General features: G+C 73.1%; 21 protein-coding genes. 12 read left to right on the forward strand and 9 right to left on the reverse strand.

What is annotated here, in order from left to right:
* Positions 1-27: 27 nt before the first annotated feature.
* Both EDD34_RS16235 and EDD34_RS16240 read right to left on the reverse strand, forming a co-directional pair.
* The gene (locus EDD34_RS16235) at positions 28-831 is read right to left on the reverse strand and encodes a DUF4097 family beta strand repeat-containing protein (RefSeq protein ID WP_123815490.1); all 804 of its coding nucleotides are present in this window, start codon (positions 829-831) and stop codon (positions 28-30) included.
* Positions 828-1,565: a PadR family transcriptional regulator gene (locus EDD34_RS16240; RefSeq protein ID WP_123815491.1), complete on the reverse strand. Its 738-nt coding sequence runs from the start codon at positions 1,563-1,565 to the stop codon at positions 828-830. The genes EDD34_RS16235 and EDD34_RS16240 overlap by 4 nt, the downstream gene beginning before the upstream one ends.
* Before the next feature lie 240 nt (positions 1,566-1,805).
* Between EDD34_RS16240 and EDD34_RS21610 the strand changes: the two genes are divergently transcribed.
* On the forward strand, positions 1,806-1,883 hold the full coding sequence (locus EDD34_RS21610; protein WP_372433060.1) for a 50S ribosomal protein bL37: 78 nt from the start codon (positions 1,806-1,808) through the stop codon (positions 1,881-1,883).
* A 171-nt stretch (positions 1,884-2,054) separates the two neighbouring features.
* Here EDD34_RS21610 and EDD34_RS16245 read toward each other — a convergent pair whose 3' ends face one another.
* A complete protein-coding gene (locus tag EDD34_RS16245) occupies positions 2,055-2,609 on the reverse strand; it encodes a ferritin (protein WP_123815492.1) in 555 nt (184 codons plus the stop codon).
* Here EDD34_RS16245 and EDD34_RS16250 point away from each other — a divergent pair.
* The 3 genes from EDD34_RS16250 (at position 2,608) to EDD34_RS16260 (ending at position 4,378) form a co-directional block, all read left to right on the forward strand.
* Positions 2,608-3,489 (forward strand): sigma-70 family RNA polymerase sigma factor, encoded by an 882-nt coding sequence (locus tag EDD34_RS16250; RefSeq protein ID WP_281277769.1) that lies wholly within the window; start codon positions 2,608-2,610, stop codon positions 3,487-3,489. The genes EDD34_RS16245 and EDD34_RS16250 overlap by 2 nt on opposite strands.
* A complete protein-coding gene (gene rsrA / locus EDD34_RS16255; RefSeq protein WP_123815493.1) occupies positions 3,489-3,776 on the forward strand; it encodes a mycothiol system anti-sigma-R factor in 288 nt (95 codons plus the stop codon). The genes EDD34_RS16250 and rsrA overlap by 1 nt, the downstream gene beginning before the upstream one ends.
* Positions 3,777-3,898: 122 nt before the next feature.
* A complete protein-coding gene (locus EDD34_RS16260; RefSeq protein WP_123815494.1) occupies positions 3,899-4,378 on the forward strand; it encodes a DoxX family membrane protein in 480 nt (159 codons plus the stop codon).
* 106 nt (positions 4,379-4,484) lie between these two features.
* Here EDD34_RS16260 and rsgA read toward each other — a convergent pair whose 3' ends face one another.
* On the reverse strand, positions 4,485-5,606 hold the full coding sequence (rsgA, locus tag EDD34_RS16265) for a ribosome small subunit-dependent GTPase A (protein ID WP_123815495.1): 1,122 nt from the start codon (positions 5,604-5,606) through the stop codon (positions 4,485-4,487).
* Positions 5,603-6,931 (reverse strand): 3-phosphoshikimate 1-carboxyvinyltransferase, encoded by a 1,329-nt coding sequence (gene aroA / locus EDD34_RS16270; protein ID WP_123815496.1) that lies wholly within the window; start codon positions 6,929-6,931, stop codon positions 5,603-5,605. Before aroA ends, rsgA begins: the two co-directional genes overlap by 4 nt.
* Positions 6,932-7,133: 202 nt before the next feature.
* Here aroA and hisN point away from each other — a divergent pair, with 202 nt between their 5' ends.
* The gene (gene hisN / locus EDD34_RS16275; protein ID WP_425462360.1) at positions 7,134-7,928 is read left to right on the forward strand and encodes a histidinol-phosphatase; all 795 of its coding nucleotides are present in this window, start codon (positions 7,134-7,136) and stop codon (positions 7,926-7,928) included.
* A 77-nt stretch (positions 7,929-8,005) separates the two neighbouring features.
* A complete protein-coding gene (locus tag EDD34_RS16280) occupies positions 8,006-8,512 on the forward strand; it encodes a DUF6912 family protein (protein WP_123815497.1) in 507 nt (168 codons plus the stop codon).
* Between the two features lie 90 nt (positions 8,513-8,602).
* Here the strand turns inward: EDD34_RS16280 and EDD34_RS16285 are convergent, their stop codons facing one another.
* Together EDD34_RS16285 and EDD34_RS16290 are read right to left on the reverse strand one after the other, a co-directional pair.
* Positions 8,603-10,000 (reverse strand): CpaE/TadZ family protein, encoded by a 1,398-nt coding sequence (locus tag EDD34_RS16285; RefSeq protein WP_123815498.1) that lies wholly within the window; start codon positions 9,998-10,000, stop codon positions 8,603-8,605.
* Positions 9,997-10,722: a CpaB family protein gene (locus EDD34_RS16290; RefSeq protein ID WP_246012517.1), complete on the reverse strand. Its 726-nt coding sequence runs from the start codon at positions 10,720-10,722 to the stop codon at positions 9,997-9,999. The genes EDD34_RS16285 and EDD34_RS16290 overlap by 4 nt, the downstream gene beginning before the upstream one ends.
* 106 nt (positions 10,723-10,828) lie before the next feature.
* Here EDD34_RS16290 and EDD34_RS16295 point away from each other — a divergent pair, with 106 nt between their 5' ends.
* A complete protein-coding gene (locus tag EDD34_RS16295) occupies positions 10,829-11,038 on the forward strand; it encodes a helix-turn-helix transcriptional regulator (protein WP_123815499.1) in 210 nt (69 codons plus the stop codon).
* An 88-nt stretch (positions 11,039-11,126) separates the two neighbouring features.
* On the opposite strand, the gene EDD34_RS16300 is transcribed toward EDD34_RS16295, so the two are convergent.
* Positions 11,127-11,681: a hypothetical protein gene (locus tag EDD34_RS16300; protein WP_246012518.1), complete on the reverse strand. Its 555-nt coding sequence runs from the start codon at positions 11,679-11,681 to the stop codon at positions 11,127-11,129.
* A gap of 142 nt (positions 11,682-11,823) precedes the next feature.
* Here EDD34_RS16300 and EDD34_RS16305 point away from each other — a divergent pair, with 142 nt between their 5' ends.
* From EDD34_RS16305 to EDD34_RS16325, 5 genes are all read left to right on the forward strand, one after another.
* Positions 11,824-12,714, forward strand: coding sequence for a LysM peptidoglycan-binding domain-containing protein (locus EDD34_RS16305; RefSeq protein ID WP_211341616.1), 891 nt, complete (start codon positions 11,824-11,826; stop codon positions 12,712-12,714).
* On the forward strand, positions 12,711-13,247 hold the full coding sequence (locus tag EDD34_RS16310) for an Rv3235 family protein (RefSeq protein WP_246012519.1): 537 nt from the start codon (positions 12,711-12,713) through the stop codon (positions 13,245-13,247). Before EDD34_RS16305 ends, EDD34_RS16310 begins: the two co-directional genes overlap by 4 nt.
* 197 nt (positions 13,248-13,444) lie before the next feature.
* Positions 13,445-14,128, forward strand: coding sequence for a YceI family protein (locus tag EDD34_RS16315; protein WP_170177105.1), 684 nt, complete (start codon positions 13,445-13,447; stop codon positions 14,126-14,128).
* Positions 14,129-14,143: 15 nt separating this feature from the next.
* Positions 14,144-14,647, forward strand: a complete 504-nt coding sequence (locus EDD34_RS16320; protein WP_123815502.1) for a sigma-70 family RNA polymerase sigma factor — start codon at positions 14,144-14,146, stop codon at positions 14,645-14,647.
* Positions 14,644-15,486, forward strand: coding sequence for an anti-sigma factor family protein (locus tag EDD34_RS16325; protein WP_123815503.1), 843 nt, complete (start codon positions 14,644-14,646; stop codon positions 15,484-15,486). Before EDD34_RS16320 ends, EDD34_RS16325 begins: the two co-directional genes overlap by 4 nt.
* A 59-nt stretch (positions 15,487-15,545) precedes the next feature.
* Here the strand turns inward: EDD34_RS16325 and EDD34_RS21245 are convergent, their stop codons facing one another.
* Positions 15,546-17,150 (reverse strand): nucleoside/nucleotide kinase family protein, encoded by a 1,605-nt coding sequence (locus EDD34_RS21245; protein WP_246012520.1) that lies wholly within the window; start codon positions 17,148-17,150, stop codon positions 15,546-15,548.
* Between the last annotated feature and the right edge of the window lie 90 nt (positions 17,151-17,240).

Consider the following 17,240-nt stretch of genomic DNA (forward strand, 5'->3'; position numbering starts at 1 on the left):
GGGTTCCGGCCCTTCACGCGTTCCGGTTCAGCTCCGGACGATCGCCGTGGCGCCCGAGACCGTGTTGGTCGACAGGTAGCAGGTGGCGCCGGCCTCCGGGTGGTCGACGACGACGGTGCGCTGGGCCGAGGAGCTCAGCTGCTCGTTGTCCAGGGTGACCTTGCCGGTGACGCTCCGTGCGCGGAGGTTCACCGGGGTGCCGGCGTCGAGCCGGATCGTCACGGCGCCCGCCACCGTCTTGGCGGACACCATCGGGGTCGTGCCCGACGACGCCACGTCCACGGGTCCGGACACGCCGTTCACGGTCACGCGGCCGAGGCCGCCCGCGACCGTCGCCGGGCCCGATGCCTGGTTCACGACGACGTCGCCCGTGTGCCCGGTGACGACGATGGCCCCCGACACGGACTTCACGGACAACGGCCCGGACGTCGCCGCCACGGCCACGGCACCGTTGACGCTCTTGACGTTCACCCGTGCCCGGCTACCGGTCACGCTCGCCTCGCCGCCCACCGTCGCGACGTCGACCGTCGCGACCGCCGGCACGGTGACGCGCACGACGGCGGAATCCTGGTCGCGCAGACCACGGAAGCGGTCCACGAACCCCTCGATCCCGGGGAAGTCGTAGGCGACGCGGAGGGTGCCGTGCTCGGCGAGGATCTGCAGGGGACGGGAGGAGACCTCCAGCACCTCGATGGTGGCGCCGGCCGCGCGGTCCGGGTCGGCGACGATCTCGGCCCGGCCGTTGGTCAGCCGGACGGTCAGGGAGGTCGTGTCGGCGACCTCGATGGTCTGCGGGGCGGCGACGCTCCAGGACTCGGTGGTCATGGTCATGCTCCGTTCGTTCGGCTGCGGGTCGGTGCGGGATCGTCGGTCGGTGTGCTGGTCGGGGGCTGGTCGGACGTCGGCGTCGGGCGCCCGGAGGTCATTCTGGTCGATTTCGGGACGGAAGGCAGCGTGGCGGAAACCGCGGTACGCGCGCCGTCGAGCACCGCCCGCAGGGTCTCCACGGTGAGGGCGCTGACGGCGCCGGTGACATCGGCCTCCCGCAGGTCAGCGAGAACGTCGCTCCGGAACTTCTGCAGGGCGGCCTCCGCCTCGTGCCGGAAGGTGTTCGAGGTCACCCGCCGCTGGTCCGCCGGTGCGTGCGGGGCGGGGCGCGGCCGGGCTCGCGCCTCGGCCGCCACCGCGGCGAGCTCGGCCCGCACGCCGCGCACCGCCTCCCGGATGTCGGCACGCAGTTCGTCGGCCCGGGACCGCACGGTCTCGGCCACCGAGGACTCGAGGCGGACGACGTCGGACCAGCGGGCCTCGACCTCCGCCCGCCCGGCCGGCGTCAGCTCGTAGGGTGCCTTCCGGCCGGCTGCCCCGGCGGCCGGGACCCTGCGGACGAGACCTTCCTCCTCCAGCCGCGCGAGTCGCGGGTAGATCGTGCCCGCGCTCGGCCGGTAGGTGCCGCCGAAACGGTCCGCGAGCTCGGTCATGAGCTCGTAGCCGTGCCGGGAGCCCTCGACCAGCAGCGCCAGGAGGTACAGGCGCAGCTGGCCGTGGGCGAAGACGGGAGGCATCACGCCCCTCCCGGCCCGGTGGCGTTCGGGGAAGCCGTGCGGTTCTGCTCGGTCATGCCCTGTCTCCTGACCGTTCTGGGGCATTCGGCGGGGGGGCGTTCGTCCCGGCCGCCGCCCGGCGGCTGCGGGACACGATATATCGCGTTGGCCCACTCACGATATATCGCGTTCCCGCGGCGGGCAAGGGCCCTGCCGTGGGATCATGAGCCGAGTCAATCCGCCGTCTGTCAGGAGACACCTATGAGCAAGCGTGGCCGCAAGCGCAAGGACCGCAAGAAGAAGTCCGCCAACCACGGCAAGCGCCCCAACGGCGGCTGAGTCGCCGAGCGGGACGTCCGTCGCGACGACGGGCGCGGCGCGGGGTTCGGGCCGGGTACGAGCCCGGGGTGAATCCCGAGCGGCGCCGGCGCAAGACACGAGAGGGCCGGAACCCGCAGGTTCCGGCCCTTCGTCGTGCCCGCGTCGGGGTCTCCGACGGCGCGCCTCGTGTCAGAGCGCTCCGCCCGCGGCCTCCGGGGCGTCGGCGGACGCGCCCGCGTCGCCGATGGTCTCGCGCGCCACGAAGTTCTCCAGGTCGAACAGGTTGTCCTTGGCTCGCTGCGCGACCGTGAGCAGCGTGTTCGCACTGGCCACCTCCTCGACCTGCTCCTTGAGGAACCAGAGCAGGAACTGCTCGCCGAGCATGTCGGCCTCGGCGCGCGCGGCACGGAAGATCGCCTCGATCTGCGTGGTGACCTGCTGCTCCTGGTCGAGCGCGAGCTGCAAGGGCTCGGTGACGTCGGCGAAGTCGTTGCGGACCGCGCCGGTGCCCGGGATGCGGACCGGCACGTCCCGGTCGAGGTGGTACTGCACCAGCATCATGGCGTGGTTCCGCTCCTCGACCGCCTGCCGGTAGAAGTGGGCGGCGAGCTGCGGCAGGTCGTGCCCGTCGAACCAGACGGCGATGGCGATGTACTGCTGGTGCGCGGAGAGCTCGTGGCCGATCTGCTCACCGAGCAGGCGCCAGAACTCGGAACTCCGCGGAGTCTGGGTGGTGGAAGTCATGTCCCCAACGTATCCCGACGGGAATGGATGGGCCCAGACCGTCGTTCTCGCAGTCGTGATCTCGTTCCCCACCGCACCGTCCGCGCCCGTCACGGCGTCCGGCGTCGTCGGCCCGCCGCGCCCGGCGCCCGGCTTCCTCGACGCACCCGAGCGGCCCCGGCGCGCCGTCGTGCGGCTCGACGAGACCCACGCCACAGGAAAGGAACGCGTGACGCAACTAGGCTCGGCGTTGATGACGGATCACCCGCAGACAGCCACGCCCGACGAGGCATCGAACCGCACTCCCGAGGAGGAGGACAACGCGGCGCGTGCCGCGCGGTTCGAACGTGACGCGCTCCAGTACCTCGACCAGCTGTACTCGGCCGCGTTGCGGATGACGCGCAACCCCGCCGACGCCGAAGACCTGGTGCAGGAGACGTTCGCCAAGGCATTCGCGGCGTTCCACCAGTACCGCCCGGGCACCAACCTCAAGGCCTGGCTGTACCGGATCCTGACGAACACGTTCATCAACAGCTACCGCAAGAAGCAACGGCAGCCGCAGCAGTCGCAGGCCGAGGAGATCGAGGACTGGCAGATCGCCCGCGCGGCGTCCCACACCTCGCAGGGGCTGCGCTCGGCGGAGGTCGAGGCGCTGGACCGGCTGCCCGACAGCGACGTGAAGCGCGCGCTCGCCGAGCTTCCGGAGGACCGGCGCATGGTCGTGTACTACGCGGATGTCGAGGGCTTCCCCTACAAGGAGATCGCGGAGATCATGGGAACACCGATCGGCACGGTGATGTCGCGGTTGCACCGTGGTCGCCGGCAGCTGCGTGAGCTCCTCGCCGACTACGCGGTGGAACGTGGACTGGTGAAGACAGAGGCACCCGGAGGCGCGAAGTGATGGACCAAGAGCGGGGCGACCAACCGGTCGTGGAACCGATCCCGCACGACACTCCCGGCTCCGAGTGCGAGCACGCGCTCCAGCACCTGTACGAGTACCTGGATTCCGAGATGAAGCCCGAGGACGAACAGCGGATGCGCGCCCACGTCGCACACTGCTCGCCGTGCCTGGCGGAGCTGAGCGTCGAGGACCTGGTCAAGCAGCTCGTGAAGCGTTCCTGCGCGGAGCGCGCACCCGAGACGCTCCGGCTGAAGATCCACGAGCAGATCCGGATCGAAGCGCTCTGAGGCCGGGCCTGCGCCGGCCCCGACACCCGGAACCTCGTCCCCGAGGCCTCGGCAGGGGCCTCGACACGACTCAGGGCGTCCTGGCGTGGACGGAACGGCCGACCTTTGACAAGGTGGACCGTATGCTGCGACATATCGCTCGACCACTCCTGGCCTCCTGGTTCGTCGCGTCGGGCGTCCAGGCCGCGCGGAAGCCCGCCGAGCACGTCCAGGCGGCGAGGCGGGGCTCCGGTCTCGTGACGAAGGCGCTCGGTGCCGAACCGCTGAGCGAGAAGCAGGTGACCACCCTCGTCCGCGCGCACGGTGTCGCGCTCGCGACCGCGGGTGGGCTGCTGGCGTTCGGCAAGACACCCCGCACGGCGGCGCTCGCGCTCGCCCTGCTCACGGTGCCCCTCGCCGCCGTCAATCAGCCGTTCAGCGCGTCCGACGAGGATCGCGAGGCGCGTGCCCAGCGCTTCGTGGGCAATCTCGGCGCGATCGGTGCCGCCCTCATCGCGGGCGCCGACAGGGAGGGCCGTCCGAGCCTGAACTGGCGCCTGCAGCAGGCTCGAGCCGCCCGCGAGGCGGCCCGGTCCGCGAGGTCGGCCGCCAAGGAGGGCTGACCCCGCCGCCACAGGCCGTCCGCTACGCGGCCCCTTCCACCGCGGTCACGGAGGCGGACCGAGCCGCCGTGCACCCGCGCGGCGGAGGCGGGCAGGAAGGGCGCGGTCAGTTCTCCCGGAAGGCCGCGCCCGTACGGCTCGCCAGGAGGCGGCGGAACGAGGCGAGCCGTAGCGCGCGGGCGGCACGGGTCTCGTCGTCGGGCGAGGCCTCGACCCACTCGTCCAGCGCGCAGTCGGGCGCGTCCGCCTGATGGGTACAGCCGCGCGGGCATTCGGCCGCCGCCTCGTCGAGATCGTCGAAAGCCTGCAACAGGTGCGCGACCTTGACGTGGGCCAGCCCGAACGATCGCACGCCCGGCGTGTCGATCACCCAGCCGTCGTGACCGGCGTCCTCCGCGGCGTCGTCCGGCCCGGTCGGCAGCGCCAGGGCGACGGCCGACGTCGACGTGTGCCGCCCGCGGCCCGTGACGTCGTTGACGCCCCCGGTCGCGCGGCCCGCGGTCGGTACCAGAGCGTTGATCAGCGTCGACTTCCCCACGCCGGAGTGGCCCACCAGCACGGACGCCCTCCCCCGGAGCAGTCCGCGCACCTCCTCGACCGACGCCGGATCCAGGACGAGCTCGTCCTCGCCCGCCCCCTCCCGGCGCACCGGCGCCACGTCGCCGTCCCTCGCGGCCCGGGTCACCACGACCTCGACGCCCAGCGGCTCGTACAGGCCGCGCAGTTCGTCGGGCGAGGCCAGGTCCGCCTTGGTGAGGCAGAGCAGCACGTCCATCCCGGCGTCGTACGCGGCGACCACGCATCGGTCGATCATCCCGGTCCGAGGCGGCGGGTCGGCCAGGGCGGTCACGATCACGAGGCGGTCCGCGTTCGCGACGACGATCCGTTCGTACGGGTCGTCGTCGTCCGCGGTGCGGCGCAGCACGGAACCGCGCTCGGCGATCCGCACGATGCGCCCGAGCGTCCCCTCCTCACCGGTGACGTCGCCGACGACGTCGACACGGTCCCCGACGACCACCCGCGTCCGGACGAGCTCGCGCGCCTTCATCGCGAGCGTCACCGTCCCCGAGTCCGGGACGAGCAGCGTGTAGCGGCCCCGGTCCACGCCCGTGACCATGGCCGTGACGGCGTCCTCATGGCTCGGCCGGCGCTTGGTGCGGGGCCGCGAGCCGCGCTTCGACGGCCGGGACCGGAAGTCCGACTCGTCCTGTGCGCCGCGCCGTGTCATTCGCGCGGGCCTCCCCTCATGCGCCCCCTGGCGAGCATCCCCTGCCACAGCGCGGGAAACTCCGGCATCGTCTTGGCGGTGGTGGCGATGTCCTCCACCTCGACCCCCGGCACCCGCAGCCCGATCAGCGCGCCCGACGTCGCCATCCGGTGGTCCTCGTACGTGTGGAACGTCCCGGCGTGCAGCGGCCGGGGTGTGATGACCAGGCCGTCGCGGGTCTCCTCCGCCTGGCCGCCCAACCGCGTGATCTCCCGGGCCAGCGCCGCCAGGCGGTCCGTCTCGTGCCCGCGCAGGTGCGCGATGCCCCGTAGCCGCGTCGGCGAGTCGGCGAGCGCCGCCAGCACGGCGAACGTCGGCGCGAGCTCGCCGGCGGCGCGCAGGTCGAGGTCGATGCCGTGCACCTCGCCGGTGCCGGTCATGGACAGGACGTCGCCCGAGATCTCGGCGGTGCCGCCCATGCGGGTCAGGAGCTCGGGCAGGAGGGCCCCGGGCTGCGTGGTCTCGGCCGGCCAGCCGGGGATGCGCACCGTGCCGCCCGTGACGAGGGCGGCGGCGAGGAACGGGGCGGCGTTGGACAGGTCGGGTTCGACGCGCACGTCACGAGCGGCGATCGGTCCGGGGGCGACCTGCCACAACCCGTCGCGGCTGTCGTCGACGGCGACGCCGACGTCGCGCAGGGTGGCGACGGTCATCTCGATGTGCGGCAGGCTCGGCAGCGTGGTGCCGACGTGCCGCAGGGTGAGGCCCTGCTCGTACCGCGGTGCGGCGAGGAGGAGCCCGGAGACGAACTGTGACGACGCCGACGCATCGACGTCCACGGTCCCGCCGCGGACCGAGCCGGTGCCCGTCACGGTGAACGGGAGGTGCTCCGGCAGGCCGCCGTCGGGACCTGCCACCGAGACGCCGAGAGCGTGCAGTGCGGTGAGGACGGGGCCCATGGGCCGGACGCGCGCGGCGGGATCGCCGTCGAAGCGGACGGGGCCGCCGGCCAGGGCGGCCACGGACGGCAGGAAGCGCATCACGGTCCCGGCGAGTCCGCAGTCGATGTCGGCGCTGGTGACCGGGGAGGTGCCGGGGGTGACGTGCAGCGTGCTGGGGCTGTCGCCCTCGGTGATGCCGGCGCCTAGAGCGCGCAGGCCGGCGATCATCAGGTCGGCGTCACGGCTGCGCAGCGCGCCGCGGAGCGTGCCGGGGCCGTCGGCCAGCGCCGCCAGGACCAGCAGACGGTTGGTCAGCGACTTGCTGCCCGGCACCTCGACGGTCGAGTCCAGAGGTCCGACGGCGGTCGGGGCGGCCCAGGTCGGTGCGGTGGGGGCGTCGGTCATGCCCCGAGGTTATCCGAGCCGGTCAGGCGGGGCCTGGTCGTCTCGCACACCTGGCCGGACGACGAACCGCGCACCTGGCCGGACGACGTTCGCGTGACAGGCCGCGGCGCGCCGTGATAGTCGCGACGCGCCGTGATATTCGCGGGTCCGTACCGCGCGGCATTTCGGCGTGGAGCGCGCATTTGGCGCTACGGTGGCGGACGTGGCCGCCGTGACCAAGACCAGCTATGACGATGACCTGCGCCTTGCTCATGTCATCGCCGACCAGGTGGATGCGCACACCATGTCGCGTTTCCGTTCCCTCGACCTGCACGTGGAGACCAAACCGGACAACACGCCGGTCTCCGATGCCGACAGGGCCGCCGAGGAGATGATCCGCGCCCAGCTCCAGCGGGCCCGTACCCGCGACGCGATCGTCGGCGAGGAGTACGGTGCGGCCGGCAGCGGAACGCGCCGATGGATCATCGACCCGATCGACGGCACCAAGAACTTCGTACGTGGCGTACCGGTGTGGGCGACCCTCATCGCGCTGGCCGACGGCGAGGACGTCGTCGTCGGCCTGGTGAGCGCGCCGGCCCTGGGGCGGCGCTGGTGGGCGGCCCGCGGGTCGGGCGCCTGGACCGGCAAGGGCCTGCACGCGGCGACCCGGATGAAGGTCTCGGGAGTGCGCGACCTGGCCGACGCCTCGCTCAGCTACGCGTCGCTCAGCGGCTGGGAGCAGCGGGGAAAGCTGGACGCGTTCCTCGACCTGTCGCGCCGGTGCTACCGCACCCGTGGCTACGGTGACTTCTGGTCGTACATGCTGGTGGCGGAAGGTGCCGTGGACATCGCGCCCGAGCCCGAACTCGAGGTGTACGACATGGCGGCGCTCGTGCCGATCGTCGAGGAAGCCGGGGGACGATTCACCTCGCTCGCCGGGGAGCACGGCCCCTGGGGACACAACGGCCTGGCGACGAACGGGCTGCTGCACGACGAAGTGCTCGACCTGCTGGGGTGAGCGTCGGTCGCCGGGTCGCACCGCACCGGTGGCTCCGCCGTGCTGATCCCGCCGCGCGAACCAGGCACACTCTTCTCATGCGCATCTACGTGCCCGCCACCCTCGACGAGCTCGACACCGTCGAGGCCGGTCGCACCTCCGCCCGCTGGTCATTGACACCGCGCTCGGTGCACGGCGTGACACGTGCCCTGGTCGCCGAGCTGCCCGACGAGGACGCCGAAGGCGTGGAGTACGCCGCCTTCCTGGACGCCGCCGCGGCGTCCCTCGCACTCCTGGCCGCGCTGCCCGACACACCCCCGCAACGGGCCGTGGTCACCGTCGAGGCCCCCGATGACCTCCTGGAGCCCGCCGATGCCGCGGACCCCGACGCCGCCGCGTCGACACTCCGCCTGACCGCCGCGCTGCCCGACGTGCCGATCGTCTGCGTGCACGCCGACGAACCGGACGCGGCCGCGGACGTGGCGGCGGTCCGGGCAGCCGCCGACACCGACGACGACGAGGCGCTCGCTGACGCCGTCCAGGCCGTCACCGATCGCGATCTGCTCTGGTACGACTGGTCCGAGGTCGGCACCGTTCCTCGCTGACGCCGGCGTCGGCGGGGACGGGGACGGGGACGGGGACGGGGGCACGGTTCAGGTCCCGTGACCTCCCGTCGACCGGTGGACGCCGGTGCACTAGCCACGCGACGCCGCCGGGATGCCGACCCACGGAGAGGTGTCGGCGGCGGCCGAGCTCCGCGCACGCACCACCTGACGCACCTGCTGCGCGAGTTCTCCGAACGCCGCTCGTACGGGTGATCCCGGGGCGCACTCGGAGAGCGTACGCCCGCTCAGGAGAGCGGCGTCGAGGCCGGCCGGGTCGTCGGGCACCAGGTGCGCGTCGACGCCGGCGAACCTCGTCAGTGCGGCGCGCACGGACATGCGGGGGTTCGCCCCGACCGCAGCGGCCCGCACGCGGTTCACGACGACGAGACGGTCCGGAGTGATGGGCGCGGGAACGGTGGCCAGGTCGTCCAGACCACGCACGAGACGCTGCAGGCCGATCGGGTCCCCGCCGCCGACGACCACCACCACGTCGGCGGCGGCGAGGGCCCCGAGGGTCGCCGCGTTGCGCTGCGGAGCCCGCGTGTCGTAGGAGAGGAGCTCGTCGGTCTCCAGGACGGGACCGGTGTCGATCACGGTCCAGTCCGCCAGGTCGCGGAGGCGTTCCCACACCGCGTCGAGCGCCGCCCCGGACAGTTCGGCCCACCGCCCGGGGCGGCCGATTCCTCCGAGAACACGGACGCCGGGGAGGGTGACTGGGGCATGGCGGGCAAGGGTCTCGACGTCGAGCGGTCCGACACCCGCGGCGCGCACGGCACCGGCCAGGCCCGCCGAGTCATCGAGCATGCCGAGGCGAGGCGCGACGCACGGGCCGTAGGTGTCGGCGTCGGCCAGAACCACCTGCTCCCGGGCCTGACCGCGCGACGCGCGGGATCCACCACCTGGTGCGCGACGACGGACCGGCCCGAGCGCGCCGCGTCGTGCGAGGAGGTTTGCCCGGCGGTGCCGACCCGGGGCGTCCGCAGCCGACGGACCGGCGGCCAGCGCCACGGCCAGCTCGATGGCCGTGGTGGTCCGACCGGGTGCTCCGACGGGCCCCCACACCGCGACAAGCCTGCCCCTGCCCGTCCGGGCGACGGAGCCTCCGGGCGGCTGAGCCGCCGCCGCGGGCGGCACGATGGTCTCGTCGCGGACCACGGGGAGCAGGTCCTCCACCGTGCGCGCCACACCGTCGGCCCCGACGGCGGCGAGCCGGTCCGTACTGGGTTCCGGAGCCTCGTCGAGGGCGACGACACGAACCCCCGCCTGGTGCATCCGCGCCACCGCCTCCCGCCCGAGGCCGGGCAACGTCGCCGAGACGACCGCCGTCCTCCCGGATCCGGCCTCGGCCGCGGCGAGCAGCTCGGTGAGGTCGGCGCACCGGCGGGTGACGGTCACCCCCGTACCGGGCTCGCCGAGACTCCGCACCACGTCCGCCTCCGCGGGCCCCAGGACCGCGCACAGCACGGTGATCGCGCCGGGGCCGGTCACCGGACCGCTCCCCCGACCGGTACGACGGCGAGGCTCCCCGGCTCGGCCAGGGCCCCGAGCACCCGGGGGAGGGCGTCCTGCTCCACCAGCACGTGCAGGGTCGTGGTGCCGGCCACGACGAGTGCGCCGTCGGGCACCTCGACCTGCTCGATGACCACATCCTCGGCGAGGGTGTCCGGCTCGGAGCCGCCCGACGACGTGCCCCGCGTACCTCCGGGCGCGGCCCCGGGCCCGCCGTCGGGCACGAACCAGAGGTCGGCGACCGCCCCGGGCCGGATGCGCTCGGACACGCCACCGGAGATCGGGAGCGTGACGGACCGCATCGTGCTCCGGTCCCCCAGCCCGGACCGGGAGACCAGCTCACCGTCCGCCACCACGCGCTGAGCCACCAGCCCGGACGGGAGCTCCTCGTCGGCACGGAGGTAGCGGTCGAGACCCGCGCTCATCCTGACGTCCACCACACGGAGTGCGGCTCGCGTGACCGGCTCACCGGGTGTCAGCGCGCCGTCGGCGACGAACACGGGTACTGTGCGGCCGGCGGACGCGACCAGCCAGGAGCCCAGTGCGACGGAGATCGCGACGAGCACGATGCCCGCCAGCAGCCGTGGATCTCGCCAGCCAGGCGGACGCAGCCTCACAGCGACTCGGCCGTCGTTCGGTGCGGGCGGTGCGTCGATCATGTAGTTCCTCTCCGTGTGCGGACCCAAGGCGGTGAACGTCACCCAGACATGGTGAGCGAAGCTCCAAGATCCGGCATCCGATGAACTCTTTCTGTGGATAACTGTGATTTTCCGTGCCCCCGTCCGCGACCTGTGCCATAGTGGTGTCATGGATAAGCGGTTTCTCTCTCTGGCTGACGTGGTCGAGACCTTGAACATCTCCATGGCGCAGGGGTACGCGCTCGTGCGCACGGGCGACCTGCCGGCCATCCAGGTGGGCCCGAAGAAGGTCTGGCGCATCGAGGCGGCAGAGCTCGAGTCCTACATCGAGCGGCAGTACGCCAAGAGCCGTGAGCGCCTCAAGGCCGGTGAGGGCTGAGAGTTACAGCCGGCGGCACGAACCCCTGAGGCGGCTCATCCCATCGGGATGTGCCGCCTCTCGTCGTACCCGGCGGGCGCTCCCCGGGTCAGGGCGCCATGCCGGGCGGAGCGTGGCTCACGCAGAGCAGCGCGGAGAACGGGATCACCCGCGATTCCCTCCGGCCCCCGTCCAGCACGTCGAGATCGAGGTGATCGGCGCCCACCCGGGCGATGCGACCGCGATGCACCCGCCCGCGGGTGCGGATCAGCACGGTCCGCCGGTCGCGTTGCAGGTCACGCAGCTGGGTCGTGAGGGCGAGCTCTCGCCCGGCCGCCGGGGCCGAACCCGCGCCGAGTCCTGAGACGCCGTCGATCGCCGGCAACGGGACGAGATGCCGCTGCGAGCCACGCGCCGGACCCGCCAGGAGGAGCCACGTCCGCGCCGCCTCGCGGATCACTCCGCGCACGGACTCGCCGTCCGGGAGGTCGATCACCACGAGTGTTCCGGTGGCGGCCCGCAGACGGTCCGCGAGATCGATCGTCGCGTGTTCCGCGCGGGTCAGTTCCGCGATCATGGCGTCCGACTCGGCGGTGGCGTGCGCTTCGGCCAGCGCGTCGAGGTCCGCGGCCAGATCCGACCAGCGAGCATCCGATGTGTCCACGGACCCACTCTCCGTCATCCACAGCCCCTCCGCCCATCGGTGGACGACAGACGACGCCTGCTGTTCAATAAAACCATCAAAAGGCACCCGGAGGATGCCTGATCAGATCTTGACCCGTCATCAGGGCTACAGGGGGTACTACATGGCTTTGACAGAGAGTGGTGTGCGATCCAGTGCGAATCCGATCGCGCTGGCGGCGATCGCGGTCGGAGCCGCGGGCGCCGCGGTGCTGCTGGCGACCCGCGCGGCGCGGGTCTGGCGCGAGGGAACGGGAACTGTCGACCGGACCGTCGAGCTGCTGATCGAGGCCGGGGCCACGGTCTGCGCGGGATGGATAGCGCTCGGAGCCGTCGTGGGCCTGCTGTACGCGGCAGCTCGTCGCGGCGGCCGGGACTGGCGCGCCGGGCGAGCCTTCCTCGCCCGCTGCGCCCCACGCCTCGTACGCCGGATGGCCGGCGTGCTCGTGACGGCCGGCGTGGGCGTCGGCATCGCGGCGCCGGGTGCGTTCGCCGCCCCCGCTCCCGGGACGGAGGCCGACGGCTCCGCGCCCTCGGGCGTCGTACTCGACCTGGGCTGGCAGCCGACATCGGATGACGGGGCCGTCGGTAGCGTGCTCGGCGCGACAACGGCTGACCTGGCCGGGCCGGACGCCCTCGCCCCGGACGTCCGGGGCACGAGTACCGACCGGCCCGGTTCCGGACGCGCCCGGGATCCGGAGCGCACCCGCCAGGTCGACCGGAAGGAGCGTGCCGGCGCTCCACGCTCCAACGGCGTGCCGGTCGTCGTGCAGCGGGGCGACACTCTCTGGTCGATCGCCACCGAGCACCTCCAGCCCGACCGACCCACGTCGAACAACCGCACGTCGAGCACCGACGTACCGGACGCCGGCGCACCGGACGCCGCGCGCATCGCGAGCGAGGTCGCCGCGTGGCATACCACGAACCGCGGGGCGATCGGCCCCGACCCCGACCTCATCCGCCCCGGAACGGTGCTCCACGCACCGGAGACGCGACCCCTGGGAGCCCAGCCATGACCGCGGTCACCGAGACACCGAAGCCGGTGCGCACGCGCGCCGTCCCCCAGCCCCGGCGGCGCACCGAACCCACCGCCCAGGAACCTCGGCGCAGCCTGCGCAAGGTACAGCTCGGCGGTTCCGACCCGAGCATGACGCGCGCCGCCGAATTGCTGAGCCAGATCGACGAACACCGCGAACCCGAACCACAGCCCGCCCTACCCGACCCCACCGCGCTCGTCTGCCGCGTCGCTCGGGCGGCCATCGAGGTGCTGCGCGGGGAACGACCCGCCAATCAGCTCGCGCGGTGGACCTCCACGCAGGTGTACGACCAGCTCGTGGCACGAGAACGCCTGCTGAGCGGCACCCGGGCCGGCCGGGCGCGGCCCGCCGCACCACGGGTCGGTGTCCGCCGGGTGCGTCTCGTCCGGCTCGGCGCGACATCGGCCGAAGCCACGGTCGTGCTGCACGACGGCGAACGCGTGCGCGCCGCGGCGGTCCGGCTGGAGGGCAGGCGTGGCACCTGGAAGGTGACATGCCTGGAACTGGGCTGACGACGAGTGCGAGCATCCACCACTCCAGGGCACCCGTCACGCCCGGGCATTCCCACCCTGTCCGCCCCACCCTGTCCGCCCTGCCCTGTCCGCCCCACGACCCGAGGTTCGGATCCGATTGAACCCCCACGCCCCTTCACCCGTCGTCAGGGGCAGGGACCAGCATCCAGCTGGACCGCGAACGAGAGGGGCGGAGCGTGCGCACACGGATGAAGGTCGCGATCGGGGCCGGCGCGGCAGTGGTCGCCGTCGGCGTCGTGGCAGGGATCTACGGACCCGGCCTGTACGCGGACCGGGCAAGCGAAGCGGCGGACGACGAACCGACGCTCGGGACATCGATGGCGCCCCTCGCGGACACCGAGGCCGCCGAGGGCACGTGGACGGTGGGAGACGGTTCGTTCGCCGGGTACCGCGTCGAGGAGGTGCTGCAGGGCGCTGACGTGACCGTCACGGGACGCACCGAAGAGGTCACGGGATCCGTGACGGTCACGGACGGCACGATCACCGCGGCCGGCATCGAGGTCGACATCGCCAGCGTGGCGACCGACGAGACCCGGCGCGACCAGTACTTCCGGGACCAGGCGATGGAGGCCGACACCTACCCCACGGCGATCTTCGAACTGACCGACCCGGCCGAACTCCGGAGCGGCGCCACGGCGGTGGAGCTGACGGGCGACCTGACGATCCACGGCGTCACCCAGCCGGCGACGGTCGAGGCGGAGGTCGCGGGAGACGCCTCCGGCGGCGGCCCCGTCCAGGTCATCGGCAGCGTGCCGATCACGTTCACCGACTTCGGTGTCGAGGCCCCGGACCTCGGGTTCGTCTCGGTGGAGGACGAGGGCAGCATCGAGTTCTCCCTGCAGCTCCGGTCCGGGGCGTAGGGAGAGGATCTCCTCGTGGGCGCAGAAGACGAACTCCTCGAGGCGGTGCACGAATCCCATGCCGACGCGCTGTACCGGTACGTCGTGCGCCGCACGGGCGACGAGGAGGAGGCGCGCGACGTCGTGCAGGAGACCCTGCTGCGCGCATGGCGCCACCCCGAGGTGCTCGAACGGTCCGAGGAGTCCGTGCGCGCCTGGCTCTTCACGGTCGCGCGGAACCTCGTCGTCGACCACCTGCGCAGCGCGCGCCGCACCCGCGAACACGCCACCGGTCACCTGCCCGAACGCGAGGAGCACGACAGGACCCAGGCGGTACTCGACTCGTGGCTCGTCGCCGACGCGCTGGTGTCGCTCTCACCGGACCACCGGGCCGTCGTCGTCGGCGCGTACTACGGCGGCCGCTCGGTGGCCGAGCTCGCCACCGAGCTGGGCGTCCCGACCGGGACGGTGAAGTCACGCCTGCACTACGGGCTGCGTGCGCTGCGCCTGGCACTGCAGGAGAAAGGAGTCACGTCATGATGGCGCCGGCAGAGAGGAACGGCGGCGACCGCTACGCCGACTGGGACGCCGCATACGTGCTCGGCGCCCTGAGCCCGAGCGACCGGCACGCCTACGAACGACACCTGGCCGCGTGCCACACCTGCCGCGCCGCGGTGGCCGAGCTCGCCGGAATGCCGGGACTGCTGAGCACCGTGTCCCCGGCACAAGCCGAGTCACCCACCCAGGACGCACCAGGCGCCACGCCCCTGCCGGACGGCGCCCCGCCTGCCCACACAGGCGCAGGTGCAGGCGCAGGCGGTGCGCCCGACACCAGCCTCGCACCGGCCGTCCCGCTCGCACCCCTCGCCCGCGCGGCTCGACGATCCCGCCGACGGCGACGAACACTCGGCGCGGTCGCCGCATCGGCCCTGCTGATCGCGGGAGCGGCCGGCGGTTCACTGCTGACCGGCCCCGGCCCGTTCAGGTCGCCGGACGGCGTCGGCACGACAGCGCCGCCGGTCACCGCGGCGAACGCCCGAACGGTCGAACTGCACCCCGTCGGCGAGGCGGACATGAGCGCCCAGGTGGTCGTCACTCCGACCACCTGGGGAACGAAGTTCCAGTGGTCCTGCCACTACCCACCCGACCCCGGGCAGGACCCGCCCGCCGGTCAGGACTACGAACCGCGGGAACCAGTCACGTACGAACTCGTCGTGGTCGGCCACGACGGCGTTCGCACCGTCGCGGCGACCTGGGTGTGGTCGGGCGGCACGACGACCGGCCTGGACGCCTCCTCGGCGGTGCCCCTGACGGACATGGACCGCATCGAGATCACACTCGACGGCCAGGACGAGGCGCTCGCGGCGGCGACCCTGTGACGCCCGCGCGCCGTCCGCGCACCCGCCACGACGGGCGGGCACCGGTCGGCGCTCGGGAATCACTCGATGGTGACGTGCAGATCCGCGTCGTCCCGTGTCGCGGCGACGACCTCGGCGTTGTGCTGGTCCGAGCCGCGCGCCCAGGCCCGGGCCGCCTCCGGTGTCTTCCCGTGGGCATGATGCCTGGCCGTCAACCGCTCCAGCCGGACGTCGCCGGGCACATCGACGTACCAGACCTCCGTCATGTGCTCGCGAGCGCGCGGCCAGTGCCCGGTCCCCGCAAGAAGGTAGTTTCCCTCGGTGATCACGAGAGGCACGCCGGGCGGCACGACGACGGCGCCCGCGATCGGCTCCTCGATCTCACGCCGGAACTCCGGGGCGAGAACCGGGTCGCCGTCCGGGTGCGCCGCGGCGATGCGTCCGATCAGGTCGGCGTATCCGGCGTCGTCGAAGGTGTCGATCGCGCCCTTGCGCTCCCGGCTTCCACGCGCCTCCAGCACGGCATTCGCCAGATGGAACCCGTCCATGCCGACCACCACCGCGCGGTCCGGCCCGAGCGCCGCCGCGAGACCCGCTGCGAGGGTCGATTTCCCGGCCCCGGGCGGACCGGTGAGACCCAGGACGGCGCGGCCGGAGCGAGCGGGATCGTCCGCGAGGCGTCGTGCCCGGTCGACGAGATCCGCCGGGACTGCTGGAAGGCCGGCGTCCGCGAGGTCCCCGTCCGCCGCCCGCGGCGCCGGACACGGAGTCTCGTCGACCGCGCGCTGCGGCACCTCTCCCCCGCCCAGATGTGCCAGCCATCCGCGCGGCCCCAGATACCGCACCCGGAGCGAGGCCACGCGCACCGCCTCGGCGCACGCCCGCGGAAGCTCCGCGCCCCGGGCCAGCGCGGCCGTCAGCGCACCGTGGAAGGCGTCCCCGGCACCGAGCGTGTCGACGGCGGGAACGGCCGGCACGTCGATGGTGCCGCGGGCATCGCCGTCCCACCAGTCCACCGGCGCGGAGCCGTGCGTCACCACCGTCGCCCCGCGCAGCCCCGCGTACCAGCCCTCCTGACCTTCGGGGACGCGGAAGGCCGCCGAGCACGCGATGACGTCGGCGTCGGGCAGCAGGTCGGCGAACACCGGGCGCCACCGGCCCGCGTCGAGCACGATCAGCGGGCGCGGGCGCAAGGTCCGGGCGTGCGCGAGCACGCTGCGCGCGATGTCGGGATGGTGTCCGTCGAGCAGCACGACGTCGGGCGCCGGGAGGGCGGCCAGTTCGTCCGGGCCCGGCCCGGGAACCTGCGTGAGGGCCCCGTCGGCGGAGACGACCGACCGCTCCCCCGTGGTGTCGTCGACGAGTACCGCGGAGACCGCCAGGTCGTGGTGGGGCCGCGCGACGTCGTGCACCTCCACGCCGTACCGTTCCAGATCCGCGCGGGCGGCCGTACCCACGGCGCTGGTTCCGAGGGCGGTGACCAGCACGGAACGCATGCCCAGTGCGGCAGCCGTGACCGCCGCGTTCGCGGCCGGACCACCCGCGGAGACGTCCTGCCGGACAGCGGTGACCTTCTGGTCGCGCTCTGGCCTGGCCGCACGGTGAATCACGTCCAGCGTGGCAAGACCGGCGAACCAGCAGGTCAACGTTTTCCGGCCAGGCTGATACGGGGTCTCTCTCGCCATGCCATGAGGCTACGACACACTCCGGCATCTCAGGCGTCAAAGGCAGGATGATCAATCCGGACATGTTCGTCAGGAAGCGCGCACCGGGGC

Origin of the sequence: Myceligenerans xiligouense, assembly GCF_003814695.1 — a bacterium.
In the GTDB taxonomy this organism is placed as follows: Bacteria; Actinomycetota; Actinomycetes; order Actinomycetales; family Cellulomonadaceae; genus Myceligenerans; species Myceligenerans xiligouense.